The following is a 22,481-nucleotide window of genomic DNA, read 5'->3' as shown; positions in this document are numbered from 1 at the left end:
GCGGCGCATACCAGGATGGGGGACGCGAGCCGATCATGGCGGATGACCGCGCGCGGTTATCCGCCCTACGCCGGGGTGGCTTTCCGTCTGCGGGGCGTCATCCCGCCAGCGACTGGGCGATCCGCCCGAGTGTCTCCATCGCCTTCTCCTGCCGCGCGCTCCACGGGTGCCCGTAGTTGAGCCGGGCGCAATGGGCGAAGCGGCGGGTGGCGGAGAAGATCGGCCCCGGGGCGAGGCTGATGCCCTGGGCCAGGGCCAGTTGGAACAGGCGCAGCGAGTCGACCGCCTCGGGCAACTCCAGCCAGAGGAAGTAGCCGCCGCTGGGACGGCTGACCCGGGTCTGCTCGGGGAAGTAACGCGCCACCGCCGCGAGCATGGCGTTCTGCTGGGTCTCCAGGGCGTAGCGCAGCTTGCGCAGGTGGCGGTCGTAGCCGCCGTGCTGGAGATAGTCGGCGATGGCCGCCTGGGCCGGGATCGACGCCGACAGGCTGGTCATCAGCTTCAGTCGCTCGATCTGCTCGGCGTAGCGTCCGCCGGCCACCCAGCCGACCCGGTAGCCCGGCGCCAGGCTCTTGGAGAAGGAACTGCAGTGCATCACCAGGCCTTCCTGGTCGTAGGCCTTGACCGGTTTCGGCGCCTGCTGGCCGAAGTACAGTTCGGCGTACACGTCGTCCTCGATCATCGGCACCTGGTGGCGCGCCAGCAGCTCGGCGAGGGCGCGTTTCTTCTCGTCGTCCATGCTCGCGCCCATCGGGTTCTGGAAGTTGCTCATGAACCAGCAGGCCTTGATCGGCAGGCGCTCCAGGCTGTCGGCGAGCACTTCCAGGTCGATGCCTTCACGCGGATGCACGGGGATTTCCACCGCCTTCAGCTTCAACCGTTCCAGCACCTGCAGGGTGGCGTAGAACGCCGGCGCCTCGATGGCCACCAGGTCGCCGGGACGGGTGACCACCTGCAGGCAGAGGTTGAGTGCCTCCAGCGCGCCGTTGCTGATGACCAGTTCTTCCACCGGCAGCAGCAGGCCGCCGACCATGTAGCGCAGGGCGATCTGCCGGCGCAGGCCATGGTTGCCCGGCGTCATGTCGGCGACCACCGACTGCGGGTCCATGTCGCGCACCGCGTGGGCCATCGAGCGCGCCAGGCGCGGCAGGGGAAACAGTTGCGGGCTGGGGAACGCCGAGCCGAAGGGCACGGTGTCCGGGTCCTTGATCGAACTGAGTACGGAGAACACCAGCTCGCTGACGTCGACCTCGGTGGCGTCGGCCTGGCGCGGGCTGATCTCCGGTTCCGGCAGCGGCCGCTGCACGTGCTGGCAGACGAAGTAGCCGGAGCGTGCGCGGGCCATGATCAGCCCACGGCTTTCCAGCAGGTAGTAGGCCTGGAACACGGTGGAAGCGCTGACCCCGTAGGTACGACTGGCGTGCCGTACCGAGGGCACCTTCTGCCCGGGGGCGAGGACGCCGGTGCGGATCAGCTCGGCAATCTCGTCGGCGAATTTCTCGTAGCGCTTCATCTTGTCCTGGCCGCTGTCCTGGCTGGCCGTGGGCACGGCCGCTGGCGCCCACTCTATGCGCGCCGGGACCGTGTTGTCATGCCTCATCGCGGCCTCCTCAGCGCGCCGGCGAAACGAAGGTGCTGGTGCTGCCGACCGCCAGGCTCGGGTCGTCGATGCCGCGCAGGCTGAACGCCAGCGGTTGCGAGCCGGCCCTGGCGCGTTCGGCGGTAGAGGCCACCGACACCGGGAAGTCGAGGATCTCGCCGGGCTTCAGGCTCAGGGTGTGCTCACCCTGCAGGCGGAACTCCGGCGCGTCGTCGAGTTGCAGGCGATAGCGCTGCGGCTGCTGGGTCTTGTTGATGACCTTGAGGGTGTAGATGTTCTCGATCTGCCCGGCGGCGTTCTCGCGGAACAGCCCACGGTCGCGGGTCACGTCCAGCGAGGCCAGCGGGCGGGCATCCAGGGCGACGACGAAGGCGCCGATCATCGCCAGCATCACCGCCGCGTAGCCGACCAGGCGTGGACGCAGGAAGCGGGTCTGGCCACCTTCCAGGGCGCGTTCCGAGGTGTAGCGCACCAGGCCGCGTTCATAGCCCATCTTGTCCATGATCGAGTCGCAGGCGTCGACGCAGGCGGCGCAGCCGATGCAGGCGATCTGCAGGCCGTCGCGGATGTCGATGCCGGTGGGACAGACCTGCACGCACTGCTGGCAGTCGATGCAGTCGCCGAGCCCCTGGGCGCGCGGATCGCTGCCTTTCTTGCGGGCGCCGCGGGACTCGCCGCGGGCGGCGTCGTAGGACACGATCAGGGTGTCCTTGTCGAACATCACGCTCTGGAAGCGCGAGTAGGGGCACATGTGGATGCACACCTGCTCGCGCAGCCAGCCGGCGTTGACATAGGTGGCGGCGGTGAAGAACAGCACCCAGAACAGGCTTTCCAGGTCCAGCTGGAAGCTGAACAGGTCGGCCACCAGCGGCCGCACCGGAGTGAAGTAGCCGATGAAGGTGATCGCCGTGACCAGGCTCACACCCAGCCACAGCGCGTGCTTGGCCGTTTTGCGCAAGAGCTTGGCGGCGCTCGCCGGACCCTGGTCGAGCTTGATCCGCGCATTGCGGTCGCCCTCGGTGACCTTCTCGCACCACATGAACACCCAGGTCCACACGCTCTGCGGGCAGGTATAGCCGCACCAGACGCGGCCGGCGAACACGGTGATGAAGAACAGGCCGAAGGCGGCGATGATCAGCAGCGCCGAGAGCAGGATGAAGTCCTGCGGCCAGAAGGTCGCGCCGAAAATGTAGAACTTGCGTTCGGGTAGGTCCCAGAGCACCGCCTGGCGGCCGTTCCAGTTCAGCCACAGGGTGCCGAAGAACAGCAGGAACAGCAGGCCGCCGCCGAGGCGGCGGAAGTTGCGGAACAGACCGGTGAAGCTGCGGGTGTAGATCGGGCCGTTCACCGCCGACGGCAGCTTGCCGGGCGCGGGCGGCTGTTTCGACGGAGCGGCCGGTGCGGCGGGCTCGACCTGGATCGCGGGAATTCTTTCGCTCATTTTTCGTAGGCCCATCAGGCTGGAGAGGCGGTTGCGACTATAGGAACCGGCTGATGGGCGAAACAGCGGCAGATCGAGCGGGAAAAACCGTATCAGATGCCTCCGGAAAGCAGCGGCCCAGCATTGCCGCGGGATGCCGAGCGACCTCGGGCAGTACAGATATGCGCCCCGTGGCAACCGGTCGCAGGCGGCACGAATTCGCCACCGTCGGCCATCTGATGTGTTTTTTTCGGCGGAATCTGCCGCTGTTTCGCTGTCTGTACGCGGGCGATAGTGGGTGCCAGTGAACACCGGCCCATCCTGTCGCCAGAAACAGGGGCGCAGCCGGTCCCCGGTTTCTTCGCCACGCACCCTGCCCGTCATCGGTGGAGAAACCCTGTCGATGAGGGCTTTGCGATGTACCAGTACGACGAATACGACCAGGCGCTGGTGAGCGAGCGGGTGGCGCAGTTCCGCGACCAGATCGCCCGCCGCCTCGACGGCGAACTGAGCGAGGAGGAGTTCCTCCCGCTGCGCCTGCAGAACGGCCTGTACCTGCAGAAGCACGCCTACATGCTGCGCGTGGCGATTCCCTACGGCACCCTCTCGTCGCCGCAACTGCGCGCCTTGGCGCACGTCGCCCGGCACTACGACCGCGGCTACGGGCACTTCACCACGCGGCAGAACATCCAGTTCAACTGGATCGAACTGGAGCAGGTCGGCGATATCCTCGAACACCTCGCCGGCGCGCAGATGCATGCGATCCAGACCTCCGGCAACTGCGTGCGCAACATCACCACCGAAGCCTTCGCCGGGGTCGCCGCGGACGAATGGACCGACCCCCGGCCGCTGGCCGAGATCCTGCGCCAGTGGTCGACGGTGAACCCGGAGTTCCTGTTCCTCCCGCGCAAGTTCAAGATCGCCCTCAGTTCGGCGGTGGAAGACCGCGCCGCGGTGCAGATGCACGACATCGGCCTGTACCTTTACCGCCACCCCGACGCCGGCGAGTTGCGCCTGCGGGTCCTGGTCGGCGGCGGCCTGGGACGCACGCCGATGCTCGGCCAGGTGATCCGCGACGACCTGCCCTGGCAGCACCTATTGTCCTACGTCGAGGCGATCCTGCGGGTCTACAACCGCTACGGCCGGCGCGACAACAAGTACAAGGCGCGGATCAAGATCCTGGTCAAGGCGCTGGGCATCGAGGCTTTCGCCCGCGAGGTGGAGGAAGAGTGGCAGCACCTGCGCGACGGCCCGGCGCAACTGACTGCCGAGGAGTGCCAGCGGGTCGCCGAGCGCTTCGTATTGCCGCGCTACCTGCCGCCGGCCGGCGGCGAGCTGGCCTACGGCAGCGCCCGTGCGGCCGATCCGGCCTTCGCCCGCTGGGCCTCGCGCAACGTCCAGGCGCACAAGGTGCCGGGCTACGCCTCGGTGGTGCTGTCGACCAAGCCCGGCGCCAGCGCGCCGCCGGGCGACGTCACCGCGGAGCAGATGGAACGCGTCGCCGACTGGGCCGAGCGCTACGGTTTCGGCGAGATCCGTGTGGCCCACGAACAGAACCTGGTGCTCCCCGACGTGCGCCTGGAGAACCTCCACGCGCTGTGGCGCGAGGCCTGCGCAGCCGGCCTCGGCACGCCTAACCAAGGCCTGCTCAGCGACATCATCGCCTGTCCCGGCGGCGACTACTGCGCGCTGGCCAACGCCAAGTCGATCCCCATCGCCCAGGGTATCCAGCAGCGCTTCGAGGACCTCGACCACCTGCACGACATCGGCGAGCTTAGCCTGAACATCTCCGGCTGCATGAACGCCTGCGGCCACCACCACATCGGCAACATCGGCATCCTCGGCGTCGACAAGAACGGCAGCGAGTGGTACCAGGTCACCCTCGGCGGCGCCCAGGGCAAGGACAGCGCGCTGGGCAAGGTGATCGGGCCATCGTTCAGCGCTGCCGAGGTGCCGGCGGTGATCGAACGGATCGTCGAAACCTTCACCGACCTGCGGGTCGGCCCGGAACGTTTCATCGACACCTTCAACCGGGTCGGCCTGGAGCCGTTCAAGGCCCGGGTCTACGCCAGGATGGAGGAACCGGCATGAACAACCTGATCCGTTTGCGCGATGGCGTCGCCGAGGTCTGCCGCGACGATCCCTGGCAACTCCTGCGCGAGTTGCCCGACGCGCTGCCGCCGGGGCCGTTGCTGCTGCCTCTGGCGGCCTGGCTGGAGCGCCGCGGCGAGGCCGGAGCCGCCGCGCCCTGGCTGGCGCCGGACGATGAGGTGGAGGCCTTGCTGCCGCACTTCGCCGAGCTGCCGCTGGTCGCCGTCGATTTCCCCAGCTTCCGCGACGGTCGTGGCTACAGCCTGGCCTACCTGCTGCGCGTGCGCCTGGGGTGGAGCGGCGAGTTGCGCGCAGTGGGCGACGTGTTGCGCGACCAGCTCAGCCATATGCGCCAGTGCGGCTTCGATGCCTTCGCGGTGCGCGAGGACAAGAACGTCGAGGATGCGCTCAAGGGGCTGGCGGGCTTGAGCGTGCTCTACGGCCGCTCGGCGATCGAGCCGCGACCGTTGTTCCGCCGACGCTAGGCATACGCCCCCGGACCGACGCCGATACCTGCCGCAACGCCGACCTGGCCCCTCTCCCGCAGCGGGAGCGGGGCGCACCCCTCAGCCGTAGACCGAGGAACTGGCGGACGGCGCCGGCGCGCCGCCCTTGAAGCGCCCCGCCAGCTCGCGCAGCGAACGCATCAGCAGGCTGGTGTCCACGCCCACCGCGACGAACGCGCAGCCCAGCTCCAGGTAGCGCCGCGCCAGTGTCTCGTCGGCGGAGAGGATGCCGGCGGCCTTGCCGGCCGTGCGGATGCGGTGGATGGCGTCCTCTATGGCCGCCTGCACCTCGGAATGGCCTGGATTGCCGCGATGGCCCATGGCTGCGCTGAGGTCGGCCGGACCGATGAACACGCCGTCGACGCCCTCGACGGCGGCGATCGCGTCGAGGTTGGCCAGGCCCTCCAGGTTTTCCACCTGGACCAGCAGGCACATCTGCTCGTCGGCGTGGTCCAGGTACTCCGCCACGCTGTTCCAGCGCGAGGCCCGGGCCAGCGCACTGCCGACCCCGCGTACGCCCGCCGGCGGATAGCGCACGGCGCGCACCAGCCCTTCGGCCTGGGCGGCGCTGTCGACCATCGGTACCAGCAGGGTCTGCGCGCCGATGTCGAGCAATTGCTTGATCAGCGCAGTGTCGCCCTGCACCGGGCGGATCACCGGCTGGCCGGGGTAGGGCGCCAGCGCCTGCAACTGGCCGAGCAGGCTGCGCAGGTCGTTGGGCGCGTGCTCGCCGTCCAGCAGCAGCCAGTCGAAGCCGGCGTTGGCGGCCAGCTCCGCGCAGTAGGGATCGGCGAGGCCGAGCCACAGGCCGATCTGCGCCTCGCCGCTGCGCAGGCGTTGCTTGAAGCGATTGACGGGCAGGTCCATGGAAATGCCTCCTCAGACGAAACGGCAGGAGATGCTGCCGAGCAGGTCGTAGTCGACGTGGAAGGTGTCCCCCGGCGCGGCCGCCACCGGGCGGGTGAAGGAGCCGCCGAGGATCACCTGGCCGGCCTCCAGGCAGACGCCGTAGGGCGCCAGCTTGTTGGCCAGCCAGGCGACGCCCTTGGCCGGGTGGTTGAGCACCGCGGCGGAGACGCCAGACTCCTCGATCACGCCATTGCGGTAGAGGATCGCCGGTACCCGCCGCAGGTCGATATCGCCTGGCCGTACGGCCCGGCCGCCCATCACCACGCCGGCGTTGGCGGCGTTGTCGGAGATGGTGTCGAAGACCTTGCGCGTGACTTTCGTTTGCGGGTCGACCTGCTGGATGCGCGCATCGATGATCTCCAGCGCCGGGATCACCCACTCGGTGGCCTCGAGCACGTCGAACAGGGTGCAGCCCGGTCCCTTCAGCGGCTTGCCGAGGATGAACGCCAGCTCCACCTCGACCCGCGGCACGATGAAGCGCTGGAAGGGGATGTCGCTGCCCTCCTCGAAGAACATGTCGTCGAGCAAGGCGCCGTAGTCCGGCTCGCTGATATTCGACGAGACCTGCATGGCGCGCGAGGTCAGGCCGATCTTGTGGCCCTTGAGCACGCGCCCGTCGGCGATCTTGCGCTCGACCCAGGCGCGCTGGATGGCGTAGGCGTCCTCGATGGCGATGTCCGGGTAGTCGAGGGAGAACTGCCTTACCTGCTGGCGCGAGCGTTCGGCGGCGTCGAGGCGGTTGGCGGCTTCCTGGATCAGACGGGGATCGAGCATGGTCGGGGTCTCTCGGTTCAGCGTGGGTTGACCACGGCGGCGGGGGTCCGCAGGACCAGGCCGGCGCCGAGGGCGATGAGGATGGCCAGCAGGTACAGGGCCAGGCTGGCGCTCTGGGTGGTGTCGCGCATCCAGCCGATCAGGTAGGGCGCGAGGAAGGCGGCGATGCTGCCGAAGGAACTGATCAGGGCGATTCCGGCGGCCAGGGTGGCGCTGGAAAGGAAGGCCGGCGGCAGTTGCCAGAACATCGGCAGGGCGGCGCTGGCGCCCATCCCGGCGATCACCAGACCGCCCATCACCAGCCAGGCGCTGGTCGGTGCCAGGGCCGCCAGGCTGAGCCCGGCGGCGGCCATCAGCAACGGAATGCCCAGGTGCCAGCGGCGCTCGCGCAGGCGGTCGGAGGAACGGCCGATGAAGATCATGAAGGCGCAGCCGGCGAGATAGGGCACCGCGCTGAGCATGCCGATGCGGCTGTCCTGGGCGATGCCGGCGCCGTGGATCAGGCTCGGCATCCAGAACGCGATGGTGTTCACCGCCAGCATCACCGCGAAATAGATCGCCACCAGCAGCCACACCTGCGGATTGCTGAAGATGCCGGAGAAGGAGGTGATGGTCTTGCGCTGCTCCTCGCCGGCCAGTTCCTCGCGCAGCAGGTGCTTCTGTTCGTCGCTGAGCCACGTCACCCGTTCGAAGCTTTCCGGCAGCGAGCACCAGACCACCACGCCGAGCAACACAACCGGCAGGCCTTCGATCAGGAACATCCACTGCCAGCCGCGCAGTCCGAGGGCGTCATGGAAGCCTTCTAGGATCCAGCCCGAAAGCGGTCCGCCGATCACCCCGGCCATGGGCACGGCGATGGCGAACAGGGCGGTGATCTGCCCGCGTCGGCGCGCCGGGAACCAACGGTTCAGGTAGACCAGGATACCGGGGAAGAAGCCGGCCTCGGCGACCCCCAGGAGAAAGCGCAGCAGGTAGAAGCCGCGCGCGGTCTCCACCAGCAGCATGGCGGTGGAGAGACAGCCCCAGACCAGCATCAGGCAGGCGATCCAGCGGCGCGGGCCGATCCGTTCCAGCATCAGGTTGCTGGGCAGGCCGAACAGCGCATAGGCGATGAAGAACAGCCCGGCGCCGAGACCGTAGACGGTGTCGCTGAAGTGCAGGTCGGCGCTCATCTGCAACTTGGCGAAACCGATGTTGATGCGGTCCAGATGGGCGAAGACGTAGCACACCAGCAGCAGCGGCATCAGCCGCCAGGTGACGCGGTCGTGGGTGCTGTCGCTGAGAGGCAGGGTGGTGCTGTTCAGGGTGCTGGCTGTGCTCATGATCTTGTACTTTTTGTGAGCGCCCGGACGTCCCGGCGACCTGTCGGTGGCCGGGAGGCGAGCTGGGTGAGTGCAGCGTTATGGCGGGCTGGTCAGTCCGCCGGGTTGTTCAGGAATTCATGCACGTTGTTGCGCTTGTAGTTCAGCTCCGCGTCCAGTTCGGTGAGTTCGAAGGACAGCGCCAGCAGGCGTCGCGCCTGGAGCTCGGCGAAGTGCGCGGTGATCACCTCGAAAAGTGCCTCGGCGACTTGCCGGCGAGTCTCCAGGTCGCGACCGGCGCCGACTTTCAGGGTCATGTGGACGAAGGCGTAGTCGTGCCTGCCGTCGGCCATGCGCCAGGTGTCCAGGCGCACGCCGCGGCTGCGGATGCCGCCGAGCGGGAAAACGCCGCTGGCGCCGAGGCAGGCGTGGACCTTCTCGAACAGGCCGGGCAGGTCGGCTTCGGCTTCGATGTTGTCGGTGTATTCGGCGATGAAGTGCGGCATGGTGGCGTCCTCAGAGGCGGCTGGCGCAACTTGCGCCGGCCGGGTTGCCGGCTTGGGCGGCGGGGATCGCCGAGCCGTCCTGGGCGGTGACCGGGAATACCGCGTTGATCTGCCCGGTGCCGGAAGAGCCGAAGTAGGGCGTCACGACCTCCGCCTTGCCGTCGTAGGCCGACCAGCCGAGGGCGCCGAGGAGCATCGCGGTGTCGTGCATGAAGCCTTCGCCATGGCCCTTGGAGGCGTACTCGGGGAGCATCCCGCAGAATTCCGCCCAGCGGCCTTCCTGCCACATCTGCACGACTTCATGGTCGAGGACCTCGAGGAACGGGCTCCAGATGCGGTCGGAGAAGTCCGGCGCCTGGCCGTTCTGGGCGAAGCGGTGGGACAGTGAGCCGCTGGCGAGGAACGCCACCGTGCCGTCGTAGTGCTCTTCCACCGCCTTGCGCATGGCCCAGCCCAGGCGCGCGCTGTCGTTCAGGTAATGCACGGTGCACAGGGCGGAGACCGAGACCACCTTGAAGTGGCGGTCCTGGTTCATGTAGCGCATCGGTACCAGGGTGCCGTACTCCGGGCCGAGGGTGGTGGCGTCGTGGGCCAGGGTCTCCACGCCGAGCGCGTTGCAGCCTTCGGCGAGGATGCGGCCCAGCTCCGGGTTGCCGGGGAAGCCGTACTCCATGTTGGCGATGAAGTGCGGCAGCTCGTTGCTGGTGTAGAGCCCCTCGAAGTGCGGCGCGCAGTTGATGTGGTAGCCGGCGTTGACCAGCCAATGGGTGTCGAACACCACGATGGTGTCGACCCCCAGTTCGCGGCAGCGCCGGCCGATCTCGCGGTGCCCGTCGATCGCCGGCTGGCGGCAGCCGTGGCGCGGGCCGGGCAGCTCGGATAGGTACAGCGAGGGTACGTGGGTGATCTTGGCAGCCAGAGCGACTTTGCCCATGACGATTCTCCTGGTGGCCCGTTGGGCCTGGCAGCGGGCGCGGCCGCTGGCGGCTGGCCCGGATTCTTCTGATTGTGTCTGCACGCCGGCGCTGCTGGCGGCCTCGGGCGGCCGCTCTGCACGAGCGCGCCCTACACGCCCCAGCGGGGGATGTGATGGCTGCCCATGGATATACACACGTTCTTGATCTCGGCGAATACCTCGAAGCTGTATTCCCCGCCTTCGCGTCCGGTGCCCGAGGCCTTCACCCCGCCGAACGGCTGGCGCAGGTCACGCACGTTCTGGCTGTTGATGAAGACCATCCCGGCCTCGATGCCGCGTGCCAGGCGATGGGCCTTGCCGATGTCCTGGGTCCAGATGTAGGAGGCCAGGCCGTATTCCACGTCGTTGGCCAGGCGCAGCGCCTCGGCTTCGTCCTTGAACGGGATCAGGCAGACCACCGGGCCGAAGATCTCCTCCTGGGCGATGCGCATGCGGTTGTCCACGTCGGCGAACACCGTGGGCTGGATGAACTGCCCCTTGCTCAGGTGCGCCGGCAGGCCGGCCGGACGCTCCAGGCCGCCGGCCACCAGGGTGGCGCCTTCCTCGAGGCCGATGCGGATGTAGCCGGTGACCTTGTCGTAGTGGGCCTGGGTGATCATCGAGCCGACCTGGGTCTTCGGGTCCTGCGGATCGCCGACGATCAGGCGCCTGGCGCGCGCGGCGAACTCGGCGACGAACTGCGGGTAGACGCTTTCCTGGACGAAGATGCGACTGCCGGCGGTGCAGCGCTCGCCGTTCAGCGAGAAGATGGTGAACAGCGCGGCGTCCAGCGCCCGCTCGAGGTCGGCGTCTTCGAAGACCAGCACCGGCGACTTGCCGCCCAGTTCCATCGAGTACTTCTTGATCCCGGCCGCCTCCATGATTCGTCGCCCCGTGGCGGTGCCGCCGGTGAAGGACACCGCGCGCACGTCGCGGTGGCGAACCAGCGCGTCGCCGGCGCTGGCGCCGTAGCCCTGGACCACGTTGAACACCCCCGGCGGAATGCCCGCCTCGTGCACCAGGCGGCCCAGCTCGTTGGCGGTCAGCGGCGACAGCTCGGACATCTTCAGCACCGCCGTGTTGCCCAGCGCCAGGCACGGCGCGGTCTTCCAGGTGGCGGTCATGAACGGTACGTTCCACGGCGAGACCAGGCCGCAGACGCCCACCGGCTGGTACAGGGTGTAGTTGAGCATCTGGTCGTCGACCGGATAGCTGTGCCCGTTCATCCGCGTGCAGACTTCGGCGAAGAACTCGAAGTTGTGCGAGGCGCGCGGGATCAGTACGTTCTTCGTCTGGTGGATCGGCAGGCCGGTGTCGAGGGTCTCAAGTTCCGCCAGGTGCGGCACGTTCCGGTCGATCAGCTCGCCGAGCCGGCGCATCAGGCGCGCGCGCTCCTTGGCCGGGGTATTGGCCCATTTCGGGAAGGCTTCCCGGGCCGCCGCCACCGCCGCGTCGATTTCCGCCGTGCCGCCGCTGGCAACCTCGCCGATCAGCTCGCCGGTGGCCGGGTTGTAGTTCTCGAAGACGTCCTTGCTTTCGACCTCGCGGCCATTGATCCAGTGTTTGATCATTCTGCGTGCTCCTGTGCGCGGGCGCGGAAGAATTCGGCCTCGCTGACGATTCGGTTGACCAGGCGACCGACGCCTTCCACCTCCACCACCACTTCGTCGCCGGGGACCACGTCGGACAGGCCTTCCGGGGTGCCGGTGGCGATCATGTCGCCCGGCTGCAGGGTCATGAAGCTGGAGAAGTATTCGATCAGGTAGGGAATGTCGAAGATCATGTCCGCGGTGCTGCCTTCCTGGCGCAGCTCGCCGTTGACCCAGGTGCGCAGGACCAGCCGGTTCGGCTCGGGAACCTCGGCCGCGTCGACGATCCACGGCCCCACCGGGGTGGTGGCGTCGCGGTTCTTCACCCGCAGGTTGGGCCGGTAGTAGTTCTCCAGGTAGTCGCGGATCGCGTAGTCGTTGCACACCGTGTAGCCGGCCAGGTAGCCGAGGGCGTCCTCGCGGCGGACGTTGCGCGCCGGCTTGCCGATCACCGCTACCAGTTCGCACTCGTAGTGCATGTAGTCGACGTTGTCCGGACGCCAGCTGACCTGGCAGTGGCCGGTGTAGGTGCCCGGCGACTTGATGAACGCCAGCGGTTCGCTGGGCGCCTTGAACGACAGTTCGGCGGCATGGTCGGCGTAGTTCAGGCCGAGGGCGAACATGCTCCCGGTGGCCGGCGGCAGCCACTCCACCCGGTCCTCGGCGAGCAGGGTGCCGTCGGCCAGGCGGACGGCGTTGGCGTCTTCCACGGTGACCTGGTGAACCCGGCCCTGGTAGCGGATGCGTGCGTGTTTCATGGTCGGTTCCTCATTCCGCGACGATGCTGTTGGCGAGGCGGCCGAGGCCGTCGATCTCGACCTCGACGCGGTCGCCGGGATGCACGTCGACGCGCCCTTCGGGGGTGCCGGTGATCAGCACGTCGCCGGCGTGCAGGGTCATGAACTCGCTGATCTCGGCGATCAGCCGCGGGATGTCGCGCACCAGGTTGGCGGTGTTGTTGCGTTGGCGCAGTTCGCCGTTGACGTACAGCTTCAGCTCCAGCGCATGGGGATCGGCGATCTCTTGCGCCGGCACCAGTTGCGGACCGAACGGGCAGAAGCCGTCGCGGCACTTGGCTTTCACCGCCGGACGGTAGTAGCTGTCTTCCGGCAGGCTGAACTCGTTGACGATCACGTAGCCGGCGACATGCGCCATGGCCTCTTCCTCCTTCACCCGGCTGGCGTCGCGAGCGATCACCACGCCCAGCGCCGGGCCCGGTTGCAGGCGCTCGACGCCGCGCGGGAAGAGCACCGGGGCGTCGTGCTCGTTGCGGGTATTCGGTGTCTTGATGAACAACACCGGCTTCACCGGCGGCTTCTGGTAGGGCGGCTGCTGGAACTCCGGCAGGCGGCTGTCGAGCAGGCCCTTGTAGTTCAGCGCGACGCCGAACAGGGTGCCGGCGGCGACGTCATTCAGTGCGCGGCTCATTGTGGTGGTGTCTCCTGGCGCGATAAGCGAACGGCGAGGGGGCCGTCCTGGCGAAAACTCGTTAATGTGTTAACGTTATATTTAACATGTTAATGATCGTCAACCCCGGCTGCTGCGCCATTCGTCCCGGGGAGGTGGCAAGAGGCGCCGTCTGCGGTATACGGATGCCCGCGACGGCTTGCGTGCGCAGCCGGGAAGAACAACAAAGAGAAGATCGCCATGCCAGAGCGCCAGCCGATCCCCAACATCAACATTGGGCAGGTCTACGACCAGCGCTATGCCGACGCCGAGGTGCACTACGATGCGCTGGGCAACCTGGCCGGATTCTTCGGCCGTAACATGCCGGCGCACCGGCACGACCGTTTCTTCCAGGTGCACTACGTGAAGAACGGCGCGGTGCGGGTCTATCTCGACGAGCGCCAGTACCTGGAGTCGGGGCCGATGTTCTTCCTCACCCCGCCGACCGTGCCGCACGCCTTCGTCACCGAGGCGGACGCCGATGGCCATGTGCTGACCGTGCGCCAGCAACTGGTGTGGAGCCTCACCGAGGCCGAGCCGGGCCTGGCGCCCGGCCCGCAGGTGGCGCCGGCCTGCGTGGCGCTGGGCAACCTGGAGGGCGGCGCGGCCGAGGAGGCGGCGCGCCTGGCGCTGCTCTTCGAGCAGTTGCGCAGCGAGTCGATGGCCAGCCGCTCCGGCCGCCAGCAGGCGCTGCTGGCGCTGACCCGGCTGGTCATGATCAGCCTGCTGCGTCTCTCGGCCAATTCGGTGGCTGCGCGGCCGATGCGCCACGAAGACCTGCAAATCTTCCAGCGCTTCAACGCGCTGATCGAGGAGCGCTATGCCGAGCACTGGCCGCTGTCGCTCTACGCCAGCCGGATCGGCGTCACCGAGGCGCGCCTCAACGACGTCTGCCGGCGCATCGCCGACCTGCCGTCGAAGCGCCTGGTGTACGAACGGCTTATGCAGGAGTCCAAGCGCCTGCTGCTGTTCACCGGCGGCTCGGTGAACGAGATCTGCTACCAGCTCGGCTTCAAGGACCCGGCCTACTTCAGTCGTTTCTTCGTGCGTTATGCGGGGCTCACCCCCAGCGCTTACCGCCAGCGACAGGCCGACGGGGAGTCCCGTCGCTGAGCGGGTGGGCGGGTATACTCGCGCTCCCACTCGAACAGGAAGCGTTTCTCCATGCATGATGCAGCCACCTCCATGCCGCCGCAGGCTCGCGCTACCTGGGCCGACTACCTTGCCGGCTACCGCTGGCGAGGGCAGGGCGAAGGATGTTCCGCGGCCACTGTCCACCGCCTGGAGGCTGCGCGGCGGCCGACCCTGTTCGTCAAGCAGGAAGTGCTGTCCGCACATGCCGAGCTGCCCGCCGAAATCGCCCGCCTGCGCTGGCTGCACGGTGCCGGCATCGATTGCCCGCAGGTGCTGAACGAAACCCAGAGCGACGGCCGGCAATGGCTGCTGATGAGCGCCGTGCCGGGGGACACGCTGTCCGCGCTGGCGCAGCGCGGCGAGCTGGAGCCCGAGCGCCTGGTGCGCCTGGTGGCCGCCGCCCTGCGCCGGCTGCACGATCTCGATCCGGCCGCCTGTCCCTTCGACCATCGCCTGGAACGGCGTCTGGACACCGTGCGCCAGCGGGTCGAGGCCGGGCTGGTGGACGAGGCGGACTTCGACGACGACCATCGCGGTCGCAGCGCCACGGAGCTGTACCGCCTGCTGCTCGACCGGCGTCCGGCGGTCGAAGACCTGGTGGTCGCCCATGGCGACGCCTGCCTGCCAAATCTGCTGGCGGAGGGGCGGCGCTTCAGCGGCTTCATCGATTGCGGGCGGCTCGGCGTCGCCGACCGGCACCAGGACCTGGCCCTGGCCGCGCGGGACATCGAGGCCGAACTCGGCGCGGCCTGGGCCGAGGCCTTCCTCGTCGAATACGGCGGCGATATCGACGGCGAACGGCTGGCGTACTTCAGGCTATTGGACGAGTTCTTCTAGAGTAGGGCCGGTTCGGATCCGGACTGGATTCGGCCTGCCGTTGCACGAAAACGAGGTACAACGGCATCGGCCACTATCGCCAACGCCACCGCGCGCCCTCGCTCGTTCCGCGGAGTCGCCGGTTCAGTTCAGCCGGTACTGCGCCAGTTCCTTCGCCGAAAGCACGCGCATCCGTTTGGGATCGGTGCTTTGCATGGCCTGTACCAAGGTGCTGGGGATATCCATTTCGCGGAAGTAGGCGGCGGAGTCGTAGCGCATGCCGTTGGCCGAGCGCGAGTGCAGCGAGTCGCCGTGGGCGTAGTAGGGACGGTGCAGGCCGACGTAGCCGCGTACGGTCTTGCGCTTGCCGGCCGCCAGCAGGTAGACGCAGGTGCCCTGGCAGACGCTGCTCGACGGCACCAGCGCGTCGAAGCCGGATTCGCGCAGCAGGCGGCCCATGCGGATCGCCTCCGGCACGCTGCCGCCGATGCTGTTCAGCAGGAGCAGCTTGCGCGAGTAGGTTCCCGGATTGTTGCGCAAACCCTTGAGCAGCGTCTCGTAGTCGCCCGGCGCGATCTCCTCCGAGACGCGGACCGTCAGCACCCGCCCCATGCTCTTGTGTTGCAGCGAATGCACTTCGACCCTGGCCAGTGCGGGAGCCGCGCAGAACACGGCGAGGCAGGCGAGGACGGTCCGGAGGCGGAGGCGGGGCATGGAACGGGGCGATCCTGTCAGACGGCGATGGCTGCCGAAGATACCTGCAAGCGTTGCATTGTGCACGGTCCTCGTCGTCAGGACGAGGAGCCGGTCTCCGCCTGGCGCACCGGCAGGCGCAGGCAGAAGGTGATGACGTCGTCGCGGCAGTCCACGTCGATACGCCCCTGGTGGGCCTGGGCGATGGCCTGGGAGATGTACAGGCCGATACCGAGGCCGTTGCGGTTGCGCTGGTTGTCCGCCGACTCGCGCTTGAACGGTTCGAACAGGTTGGCCAGTTGCGCTTCGGAGAGGCCGCTGGTTTCGTTGAGCACGCTCAGGCACACCTCGTCGCCCTGGCGGGTCAGGGTGACCAGCACCGGCCGGCCGGGCAGGCCGTGATGACGGGCGTTGCTCAGCAGGTTGGCGGCGACCTGGGCGTAGCGGTCCGGGTCGACCACGGCACGAACCTGCGGGTCGATGGCGATCTCGATCACCAGGCCGGGATAGGCGACGTCGGTTTCGCAGACGATCTGCCGCACCAGTTGCGAGACGTCGGTGTCGACCGGGTTCACGGTGAGGCCGATGCCCGATTGCAGGCGGCTCATGTCGAGGATCTGGCTGACCAGCCGTTCCATGCGGCTGCTGGACGCGGAAATGTGTTGGCGCAGTTCGGTGGTGCGGGTGTCGCTGGAGGACAGCAGGGCCGCCGCCATGGAGATCGACTGCAACGGGTTGCGCAGGTCGTGGCCGAGCACCGCGATCAGGCGCTGGCGCATGCGGTCGACCTCGGCCGCATGGTTGAGGCACAGTTCCATCAGGTCCAGGCGCAGCTTTTCGGCGATCGCCAGGTCGGTTTCGCTCCAGGGCGTGGAGTGGCCGCGGACCACTTCCTCCCAGGCCTCGAACGAGCCGCGCGGGGTCAGCCGCGGGCCGGAGGGGCCAATGGTCAACAGCTTTTCCGGCTTGCCGCCCCAGCGGATGCGGTGCACTTCCTCGTGGCGGAACCAGAAGATCCAGCCCGATTCCTGGCGGTGGAAACGGATCGCCAGCACACCGCAGCAGTCGCCGCCGTCCGGAGAGTCCTCGCTGGGCTGCGGCCAGTTGTCGGTGTGGTAGATGTCCCGTTCCGGGTCGCGCTGCAGGCGTTGCAGGACATTCCCGGCCTGGCGCTCGAAGTCGCCGCGGATGCTCAGGGTGCGGCCGCCGAGCATGACCAGGGCGCCGTCGCAGGGAATCAGTGCGGCGATGCCATCGTCCGGGTGGGCCAGTGCGCCGAACAGGTCGTCTGCGTCCCGCGCGCGGCGAGCCAGGGCCAGCCTGCGCTCGGTGGACACGCGCAGCAGTTCGGCGATACGCCCCTGCTCCAGGCGCTCGACGATGGCGCTGCAGACCTGGGAGAAGATCTGGAACGACATGCGCACCGGGTAGGGAATCAGCTTGGGCGACATGTGATGGCAGGAGAACAGTCCCCAGAGCTTGCCGCCGACCACGATGGAGATGCTCATCGAGGCGCGCACGCCCATGTTGGTCAGGTATTCGCAGTGGATCGGCGAAACGCTGCGCAGCACGCTGTAGCTGAGATCGAACGATTCGTTGGTCTCCGGGTTCAGCGCGGGAAACACGCGCATCGGCGTATAGGCCACGTCGGCGATCAGCCTTATCGGGTTCTGGATGTACAGGCGACGCGCCTGGGCCGGGATGTCCGAGGCCGGGTAGCGTTGCCCCAGGTAGCTTTCGAGGTCTTCGCGACGGCTCTCGGCGACCACCTCGCCGGAGTCGTCATGGCGGAAACGGTAGGCCATCACCCGGTCGTAGCCGGTCATCCGGCGCAGTTCGTCGGTGACGTTGCTGAGCAGGCTGGCGGTGTCGTTGTGCAACTGGACCTGGGCGATGATGCGCTGGGCGTTGAGGGTGAAGGAGGTGATCGACAGCGTGTCCGCGGTGCGGATCTCGAACTCCAGGTAGAACACTTCCTTGTAGCTGTGGCCGATCACGTCGAACAGGTGTTCGCCGATCCGCGTCTCGACGCTGTTCGACCATGGGCCGTTGCCGGTCAGTCCCTCTTCGAGCATGCGCAGGACCTCCGGCCCCACCTGCTCCTGCGTCAGGTAGGAACCCGGCGAGGCGACGAAACCCAGTAGCGCCTGGATGTTCTCGCTTGCCGCGAGGACCATGCCGTCCGCGCGCAGGGCGATCAGCGCCCCGTGCGGCTGGATCGCGCCAGGCACGTGGATGGGTTCGTCCTCGCAGTTCGCCAGGGTAACCGGGGTGATGCTCGTCATCTATCGTCCAGCCTGGTCTCCAGGCAGTCAGGCTTCGTCGAGAACCCATCGACGAAACGAAAGGAATGTAGCCTGTGCCGCATCCTGCGCAAGGCCGATGGCTTCGGGGCTGTCGATCTGCCGGGCGAGCTGTTCGAGAAACTCCTGCCAGCGCACCCCGGTTGCCTGGCCGTAGCCCTGCAACCACTGTAGCGGCAGACCGGGCAGGCGTGGAGCTAGTCGTTTGTAGAGATACGCGCCGCCCAGCGTCGCGCCTTCCATCACGTAGGCCACCCCGAAGACCTCCGCGGCCCGTGTCGCATTCGGCAGGTCGGCGCAGCGCGGTAGCGCCTCCACCTGCGCGCGGCTCATGCCGCCGGCCAGCAGGTCGCTTTCCAGCCAGGTGCTCTTGACCAGCCGCGCGTCGGCCCGCAGCGCCGCCGGCCAGCCGCTGCGGTTGTCGCGCAGCGCGCGCTCCAGAGGCTCCAGCCAGCCAAGGATGCGTCCGGCATGGTCGAGGTAGGCGCGGTCGTCGAGATCGTCGTCGCCCAACGGCGAACGGCGGTCCAGTTCTGCGTGCAGGTCACGGGTGGCGTCGCGGAGTGCGGCGAGGGCTGGCGATGGAGATGGGGACATGAGGTCAGGGCCAGCGATTCGAGGCATGAACGGAAAAGAGTAGCAGGAAGCCGTACGCCCGGCTCGGAATAAATGGGCATCCCCGCGCGCGGCGCAGGGATGCCGGAGCGGGCGCGCTCAGGCCGCCTCGGTCTGCACCACCCGGTAGCAGGGGACGTAGGCCGCGCCGCCGGGCAGCTTCATCCGGTGCTGCTTGACGAAGGCCTGCAGCAGGCGGTCCAGCGGCAGCATCACCGCCGGGTCGCCGTGGATCTCGTAGGGCCCGTATTGCTCGATCATGCGGATGCCGTTGTCCTTGACGTTGCCGGCGACGATCCCGGAAAACGCGCGGCGCAGGTTGGCCGCCAACTCGTGGGGCGGCAGGCTGCGGCTGAGCTGGAGGCTGGCCATGTTCTCGTGGGTCGGCTCGAACGGGCGCTGGAAGCTTTCATCGATCTTCAGCATCCAGTTGAAGTGGAAGGCGTCGTTGCGCTCGCGGCGGAACTGCTTCACTTCCTTCAGGCCCTGGGCCATCTGCTTGGCCACCTCGGCCGGGTCGTCGATGACGATCCGGTAGTGGCGCTGCGCCGCATGGCCGAGGGTCGCCCCGACGAATTCATGGAGCTGCTGCAGGTAGGCTTCGGCGCTGCGGGGACCGGTGAGGATGACCGGGAAGGGCAGGTCCTGGTTGTCCGGGTGCATGAGGATGCCCAGCAGGTAGAGGAACTCTTCCGCGGTCCCGGCGCCGCCGGGGAAGATGATGACCCCGTGGCCGACGCGGACGAAGGCTTCCAGGCGCTTCTCGATGTCCGGCAGGATCACCAGTTCGTTGACGATCGGGTTCGGCGCCTCGGCGGCGATGATTCCCGGTTCGGTCAGGCCCAGGTAGCGACCGCCGACGATGCGCTGCTTGGCGTGGCTGATGGTGGCGCCCTTCATCGGTCCCTTCATCACCCCCGGTCCGCAGCCGGTGCAGACGTCCAGGCTGCGCAGGCCGAGCTCATGGCCGACCTTCTTGGTGTACTTGTATTCCTCGCTGCTGATCGAATGACCGCCCCAGCAGACGACGATCTTCGGCTCGACGCCGGGGCGCAGCGTACGGGCGTTGCGCAGCAGCTGGAAGACGTAGTCGGTGAGGCCCTGGGAACTGTCCAGGTCGACGTGCTGGCTGTCCAGCCCGCTCTGGGTATAGACGATGTCGCGCAGGGCGCTGAACAGCATCTCGCGAGTACTGGCGATCATCTCGCCATCGACGAAGGCGTCGGCCGGCGCGTTGATCAGCTCCAGGCGCACGCCGCGGTCCTGCTGGTGGATACGCACCTCGAAGTCCTTGTAGGCGTCGAGGATGGTCTTGGCGTTGTCGCTGTGGGCGCCGGTATTGAGGATCGCCAGGGCGCACTGGCGGAACAGTTGGTAGGTCTTGCCGTTGGCGGTTTCGCTCAGTTGTTGCACTTCGCGTTGGGAGAGGGTTTCCAGCGTGCCTTTCGGACTGACCGAGGCGTTGATCACAGGGCGATGAGACATGTGCGATTCCATGCAGGGGATGCGGCGGCGTAGAAGAGCCGCGGCATCCGGATAAGGGAGCGCCGGGCAGGTTGCGTGCCGGGGGAGAGGGCGATCAGCCGTCGGAGTGGGGCGACGAGGCAACCGTGCGCTGGGGCTTGGCTCCAGGGTCTTGGTTAAATGTAATAGCGAGAACCTGACTGATCTGACAAGGAAAATCTCGAATTTATCTGTCGCCGGCCTGGCACCGGGGAAATCCTGCCACTAGCCATGGGCGAAAAAATCCGGCATCGGCTGGGATAATCGACTCTTCTCCTGATATCGTTGCGTTTCCGCCGGATGCTCGGCCAGTCGAAGGGAGGAACGAAGCATGTCGTATGAACAGTCCAGCAGCGTACCTAGCGACTTTCTTTCCTCCTTTTTCCAAGAGCCTGTCATCCATGATCGAACTCAGAACCATCACCCGCGACGACTGGGAAACCTGCATTGACCTGAAGGTCGCCCGCCACCAGGCGCACTTCGTCGCTTCCAACCTCTATTCGCTGGCCCAGAGCCGCTTCCTGCCGGGGTTCCGCGCGGTCGGCATCCACCACGGCGGGCGCATGGTCGGCTTCGCCCTCTACGGCCCCGACGCCGACGACGGCCACTACTGGCTCTACCGCCTGATGATCGACCGCCGCTACCAGGGCAAGGGGCATGGCCGCGCCGCCCTGCAACGGATCATCGCCAGCGTGCGCCGGACGAGGCGGCGCAGCGATCGCCTGATGGTCGCCTACGCCGTCGACAACGACGTGGCCCGCCAGCTTTATCGGGACGCCGGCTTCGTCGAACAGGGCCTCGCGCCTTGGGGCGAGACGATGGCCTGCCTGATGCTGCCGGAGCCGTCCCATCGCTCCGGGAAGGTCGCCGGAGCGCCGGGCGGGCGTGCAGCGCACGGCGTCCCGGCGTAGAATCGCGGGATTCGGCAGTTCCCTCCAATACCTATAACGACCATCCAACGCACATCGCCGCCCCGGACCTTTGCGTCCGGGGCGTTTTCCGTCGTGCGTGGCGAGGGTCGCGGGACCTGCCCGTCCGCCCCCTGCTCCGGAACCGAACGCCCCATGGACAGCACCTCCGAAACCCGCAGCGGCAGCTGGCTGAGCGTGATCGCCCTGGCCCTGGCCGCCTTCATCTTCAACACCACGGAGTTCGTCCCGGTCGGCCTGCTCAGCGACATCGGCCACAGCTTCGAGATGCCCACCTCGCAGGTCGGCCTGATGTTGACCATCTATGCCTGGGTGGTGTCGCTGGCCTCGTTGCCGATGATGCTGCTGACCCGCAATATCGAGCGGCGCAAGCTGCTGGTCGGGGTATTCCTGCTGTTCATCGCCAGTCACGTGCTGTCCGGGCTGGCCTGGAGCTTCCAGGTGCTGATGCTCAGCCGGATCGGCATTGCCTTCGCCCACGCGGTGTTCTGGGCCATCACCGCTTCGCTGGCGGTGCGCGTGGCGCCGCCGGGACAGCAGGCCAAGGCCCTAGGGCTGCTGGCCACCGGCACCACCCTGGCGATGGTCCTGGGCATCCCGCTGGGGCGGGTGGTCGGCGAGGCCCTGGGCTGGCGTACCACCTTCATGGCCATCGCCGGACTCTCGGTGCTGACCCTGCTCTACCTGGCGCGCTCCCTGCCGCTGCTGCCAAGCCAGAACTCCGGTTCCCTGCGCAGCCTGCCGATGCTGTTCCGACGCCCGGCGCTGGTTTGCCTGTACGTGCTGACCGTGGTGGTGATCAGCGCCCAGTTCACCGCCTACAGCTACATCGAGCCCTTCGCCAAGCAGGTGGCGCAGATGAGCGGCGAGGCGACCACCCTGCTGCTGCTGTTGTTCGGCGGCGCCGGGATCTTCGGTTCGATCCTCTTCAGCCGCTACAGCGAGGCTTTCCCGCGAGGCTTCCTGCTGGCCGCGATCCTCGCCTTGGGCAGCAGCCTGGCGCTGCTGTTGCCGCTGTCCGCGCAGCCGACCTGGCTGATGGCGCTCAGCCTGCTCTGGGGCATGTCGATCATGTGCTTCGGCCTGGCCCAGCAGTCCCGCGTCCTGCGCCTCGCCTCGGACGCCACCGACGTGGCCATGGCGCTGTTCTCCGGCCTGTACAACGTCGGCATCGGCGCCGGCGCGCTGCTCGGCAGCGTGGTCAGCGAACGCATGGGCCTGGCCTCGATCGGCAACGTCGGCGCCGCGCTGGCGCTGGCCGGCCTGCTGCTCGCCCTGTTCGCCGCACTGCGCTACGCGGAGGCGCTGAAAACCACGTCGTTGTGAGTGCTCATTCACTGGCCCGGATGATTCGGCGGAGGAATCCGCCCGCTTGATCTAGTCTTCTGTGA

At 67.7% G+C, this 22,481-nt stretch carries 20 protein-coding genes; 6 read left to right on the top strand and 14 right to left on the bottom strand.

What is annotated here, in order from left to right; all coding sequences use genetic code 11:
• Positions 1-97: 97 nt before the first annotated feature.
• Both mapR and ccoG read right to left on the bottom strand, forming a co-directional pair.
• Complete coding sequence (mapR, locus tag JHD77_RS23540) at positions 98-1,513, bottom strand: GntR family transcriptional regulator MpaR (RefSeq protein ID WP_003101248.1); 1,416 nt, start codon at positions 1,511-1,513, stop codon at positions 98-100.
• 97 nt (positions 1,514-1,610) lie between these two features.
• Positions 1,611-3,332 carry a cytochrome c oxidase accessory protein CcoG gene (ccoG, locus tag JHD77_RS23535; RefSeq protein WP_074231300.1) on the bottom strand — a complete coding sequence of 574 codons (1,722 nt, stop codon included), beginning with the start codon at positions 3,330-3,332 and terminating at the stop codon, positions 1,611-1,613.
• A gap of 105 nt (positions 3,333-3,437) precedes the next feature.
• On the opposite strand from ccoG, the gene JHD77_RS23530 reads away from it, so the two are divergent.
• Together JHD77_RS23530 and JHD77_RS23525 are read left to right on the top strand one after the other, a co-directional pair.
• Entirely contained in the window at positions 3,438-5,111 is a 1,674-nt protein-coding gene (locus tag JHD77_RS23530) for a nitrite/sulfite reductase (protein WP_003101256.1), read from the top strand.
• Positions 5,108-5,596 carry a DUF934 domain-containing protein gene (locus JHD77_RS23525; RefSeq protein WP_003101258.1) on the top strand — a complete coding sequence of 163 codons (489 nt, stop codon included), beginning with the start codon at positions 5,108-5,110 and terminating at the stop codon, positions 5,594-5,596. The genes JHD77_RS23530 and JHD77_RS23525 overlap by 4 nt, the downstream gene beginning before the upstream one ends.
• Before the next feature lie 81 nt (positions 5,597-5,677).
• Here the strand turns inward: JHD77_RS23525 and hpaI are convergent, their stop codons facing one another.
• The 8 genes from hpaI to JHD77_RS23485 all read right to left on the bottom strand — a co-directional run bounded on the left by hpaI (position 5,678) and on the right by JHD77_RS23485 (position 13,079).
• Positions 5,678-6,484, bottom strand: a complete 807-nt coding sequence (gene hpaI, locus JHD77_RS23520) for a 4-hydroxy-2-oxoheptanedioate aldolase (RefSeq protein WP_003101259.1) — start codon at positions 6,482-6,484, stop codon at positions 5,678-5,680.
• A 12-nt stretch (positions 6,485-6,496) separates the two neighbouring features.
• Positions 6,497-7,300, bottom strand: a complete 804-nt coding sequence (gene hpaH / locus JHD77_RS23515) for a 2-oxo-hept-4-ene-1,7-dioate hydratase (protein WP_003101261.1) — start codon at positions 7,298-7,300, stop codon at positions 6,497-6,499.
• A 17-nt stretch (positions 7,301-7,317) separates the two neighbouring features.
• Positions 7,318-8,622, bottom strand: coding sequence for an MFS transporter (locus JHD77_RS23510; protein ID WP_003101263.1), 1,305 nt, complete (start codon positions 8,620-8,622; stop codon positions 7,318-7,320).
• A gap of 92 nt (positions 8,623-8,714) precedes the next feature.
• Positions 8,715-9,107: a 5-carboxymethyl-2-hydroxymuconate Delta-isomerase gene (locus JHD77_RS23505; protein ID WP_003101265.1), complete on the bottom strand. Its 393-nt coding sequence runs from the start codon at positions 9,105-9,107 to the stop codon at positions 8,715-8,717.
• A gap of 10 nt (positions 9,108-9,117) precedes the next feature.
• Positions 9,118-10,041 (bottom strand): 3,4-dihydroxyphenylacetate 2,3-dioxygenase, encoded by a 924-nt coding sequence (gene hpaD, locus JHD77_RS23500; protein ID WP_003093449.1) that lies wholly within the window; start codon positions 10,039-10,041, stop codon positions 9,118-9,120.
• A 131-nt stretch (positions 10,042-10,172) separates the two neighbouring features.
• Entirely contained in the window at positions 10,173-11,633 is a 1,461-nt protein-coding gene (hpaE, locus tag JHD77_RS23495) for a 5-carboxymethyl-2-hydroxymuconate semialdehyde dehydrogenase (protein WP_009877075.1), read from the bottom strand.
• Complete coding sequence (locus JHD77_RS23490; protein WP_031756869.1) at positions 11,630-12,409, bottom strand: fumarylacetoacetate hydrolase family protein; 780 nt, start codon at positions 12,407-12,409, stop codon at positions 11,630-11,632. The genes hpaE and JHD77_RS23490 overlap by 4 nt, the downstream gene beginning before the upstream one ends.
• Positions 12,410-12,419: 10 nt before the next feature.
• A complete protein-coding gene (locus tag JHD77_RS23485; RefSeq protein WP_003093446.1) occupies positions 12,420-13,079 on the bottom strand; it encodes a fumarylacetoacetate hydrolase family protein in 660 nt (219 codons plus the stop codon).
• A 219-nt stretch (positions 13,080-13,298) separates the two neighbouring features.
• Between JHD77_RS23485 and hpaA the strand changes: the two genes are divergently transcribed.
• Positions 13,299-14,210 carry a 4-hydroxyphenylacetate catabolism regulatory protein HpaA gene (gene hpaA / locus JHD77_RS23480; protein WP_003113010.1) on the top strand — a complete coding sequence of 304 codons (912 nt, stop codon included), beginning with the start codon at positions 13,299-13,301 and terminating at the stop codon, positions 14,208-14,210.
• A 51-nt stretch (positions 14,211-14,261) separates the two neighbouring features.
• Positions 14,262-15,068: an APH(3')-II family aminoglycoside O-phosphotransferase gene (locus JHD77_RS23475; RefSeq protein WP_049950167.1), complete on the top strand. Its 807-nt coding sequence runs from the start codon at positions 14,262-14,264 to the stop codon at positions 15,066-15,068.
• A 123-nt stretch (positions 15,069-15,191) separates the two neighbouring features.
• Here JHD77_RS23475 and JHD77_RS23470 read toward each other — a convergent pair whose 3' ends face one another.
• The 4 genes from JHD77_RS23470 to ppnN all read right to left on the bottom strand — a co-directional run bounded on the left by JHD77_RS23470 (position 15,192) and on the right by ppnN (position 20,143).
• Positions 15,192-15,761 carry a hypothetical protein gene (locus tag JHD77_RS23470; RefSeq protein WP_003101275.1) on the bottom strand — a complete coding sequence of 190 codons (570 nt, stop codon included), beginning with the start codon at positions 15,759-15,761 and terminating at the stop codon, positions 15,192-15,194.
• A gap of 77 nt (positions 15,762-15,838) precedes the next feature.
• Positions 15,839-18,025: a bacteriophytochrome BphP gene (gene bphP / locus JHD77_RS23465; RefSeq protein WP_003454244.1), complete on the bottom strand. Its 2,187-nt coding sequence runs from the start codon at positions 18,023-18,025 to the stop codon at positions 15,839-15,841.
• Between the two features lie 27 nt (positions 18,026-18,052).
• Positions 18,053-18,640 carry a biliverdin-producing heme oxygenase gene (locus JHD77_RS23460; protein ID WP_003159301.1) on the bottom strand — a complete coding sequence of 196 codons (588 nt, stop codon included), beginning with the start codon at positions 18,638-18,640 and terminating at the stop codon, positions 18,053-18,055.
• A 117-nt stretch (positions 18,641-18,757) separates the two neighbouring features.
• Positions 18,758-20,143 (bottom strand): nucleotide 5'-monophosphate nucleosidase PpnN, encoded by a 1,386-nt coding sequence (gene ppnN / locus JHD77_RS23455; protein ID WP_003121931.1) that lies wholly within the window; start codon positions 20,141-20,143, stop codon positions 18,758-18,760.
• A gap of 419 nt (positions 20,144-20,562) precedes the next feature.
• Here ppnN and JHD77_RS23450 point away from each other — a divergent pair, with 419 nt between their 5' ends.
• The gene (locus JHD77_RS23450) at positions 20,563-21,072 is read left to right on the top strand and encodes a GNAT family N-acetyltransferase (RefSeq protein WP_003101282.1); all 510 of its coding nucleotides are present in this window, start codon (positions 20,563-20,565) and stop codon (positions 21,070-21,072) included.
• Positions 21,073-21,225: 153 nt separating this feature from the next.
• Positions 21,226-22,416: a sugar transporter gene (locus JHD77_RS23445; protein WP_003101284.1), complete on the top strand. Its 1,191-nt coding sequence runs from the start codon at positions 21,226-21,228 to the stop codon at positions 22,414-22,416.
• Positions 22,417-22,481 lie beyond the last annotated feature (65 nt).

Origin of the sequence: Pseudomonas sp. P20 (assembly GCF_016463925.1) — a bacterium.
Lineage (GTDB): Bacteria > Pseudomonadota > Gammaproteobacteria > Pseudomonadales > Pseudomonadaceae > Pseudomonas > Pseudomonas aeruginosa.
This window is presented reverse-complemented; position numbering and strand designations above follow the sequence as displayed.

What these genes read in the sequence shown, in the direction of transcription:
- JHD77_RS23475 (WP_049950167.1), top strand. Translation starts at nt 14,262, where the DNA reads ATGCATGATGCAGCCACCTCCATGCCGCCGCAGGCTCGCGCTACCTGG.
- hpaD (WP_003093449.1), bottom strand. Translation starts at nt 10,041, where the DNA reads ATGGGCAAAGTCGCTCTGGCTGCCAAGATCACCCACGTACCCTCGCTG.
- JHD77_RS23485 (WP_003093446.1), bottom strand. Translation starts at nt 13,079, where the DNA reads ATGAGCCGCGCACTGAATGACGTCGCCGCCGGCACCCTGTTCGGCGTC.
- JHD77_RS23525 (WP_003101258.1), top strand. Translation starts at nt 5,108, where the DNA reads ATGAACAACCTGATCCGTTTGCGCGATGGCGTCGCCGAGGTCTGCCGC.
- hpaI (WP_003101259.1), bottom strand. Translation starts at nt 6,484, where the DNA reads ATGGACCTGCCCGTCAATCGCTTCAAGCAACGCCTGCGCAGCGGCGAG.
- hpaE (WP_009877075.1), bottom strand. Translation starts at nt 11,633, where the DNA reads ATGATCAAACACTGGATCAATGGCCGCGAGGTCGAAAGCAAGGACGTC.
- JHD77_RS23450 (WP_003101282.1), top strand. Translation starts at nt 20,563, where the DNA reads ATGATCGAACTCAGAACCATCACCCGCGACGACTGGGAAACCTGCATT.
- JHD77_RS23530 (WP_003101256.1), top strand. Translation starts at nt 3,438, where the DNA reads ATGTACCAGTACGACGAATACGACCAGGCGCTGGTGAGCGAGCGGGTG.
- mapR (WP_003101248.1), bottom strand. Translation starts at nt 1,513, where the DNA reads ATGAAGCGCTACGAGAAATTCGCCGACGAGATTGCCGAGCTGATCCGC.
- JHD77_RS23510 (WP_003101263.1), bottom strand. Translation starts at nt 8,622, where the DNA reads ATGAGCACAGCCAGCACCCTGAACAGCACCACCCTGCCTCTCAGCGAC.
- JHD77_RS23470 (WP_003101275.1), bottom strand. Translation starts at nt 15,761, where the DNA reads ATGCCCCGCCTCCGCCTCCGGACCGTCCTCGCCTGCCTCGCCGTGTTC.
- bphP (WP_003454244.1), bottom strand. Translation starts at nt 18,025, where the DNA reads ATGACGAGCATCACCCCGGTTACCCTGGCGAACTGCGAGGACGAACCC.
- ppnN (WP_003121931.1), bottom strand. Translation starts at nt 20,143, where the DNA reads ATGTCTCATCGCCCTGTGATCAACGCCTCGGTCAGTCCGAAAGGCACG.
- hpaA (WP_003113010.1), top strand. Translation starts at nt 13,299, where the DNA reads ATGCCAGAGCGCCAGCCGATCCCCAACATCAACATTGGGCAGGTCTAC.
- hpaH (WP_003101261.1), bottom strand. Translation starts at nt 7,300, where the DNA reads ATGCTCGATCCCCGTCTGATCCAGGAAGCCGCCAACCGCCTCGACGCC.
- JHD77_RS23505 (WP_003101265.1), bottom strand. Translation starts at nt 9,107, where the DNA reads ATGCCGCACTTCATCGCCGAATACACCGACAACATCGAAGCCGAAGCC.
- JHD77_RS23445 (WP_003101284.1), top strand. Translation starts at nt 21,226, where the DNA reads ATGGACAGCACCTCCGAAACCCGCAGCGGCAGCTGGCTGAGCGTGATC.
- JHD77_RS23460 (WP_003159301.1), bottom strand. Translation starts at nt 18,640, where the DNA reads ATGTCCCCATCTCCATCGCCAGCCCTCGCCGCACTCCGCGACGCCACC.
- JHD77_RS23490 (WP_031756869.1), bottom strand. Translation starts at nt 12,409, where the DNA reads ATGAAACACGCACGCATCCGCTACCAGGGCCGGGTTCACCAGGTCACC.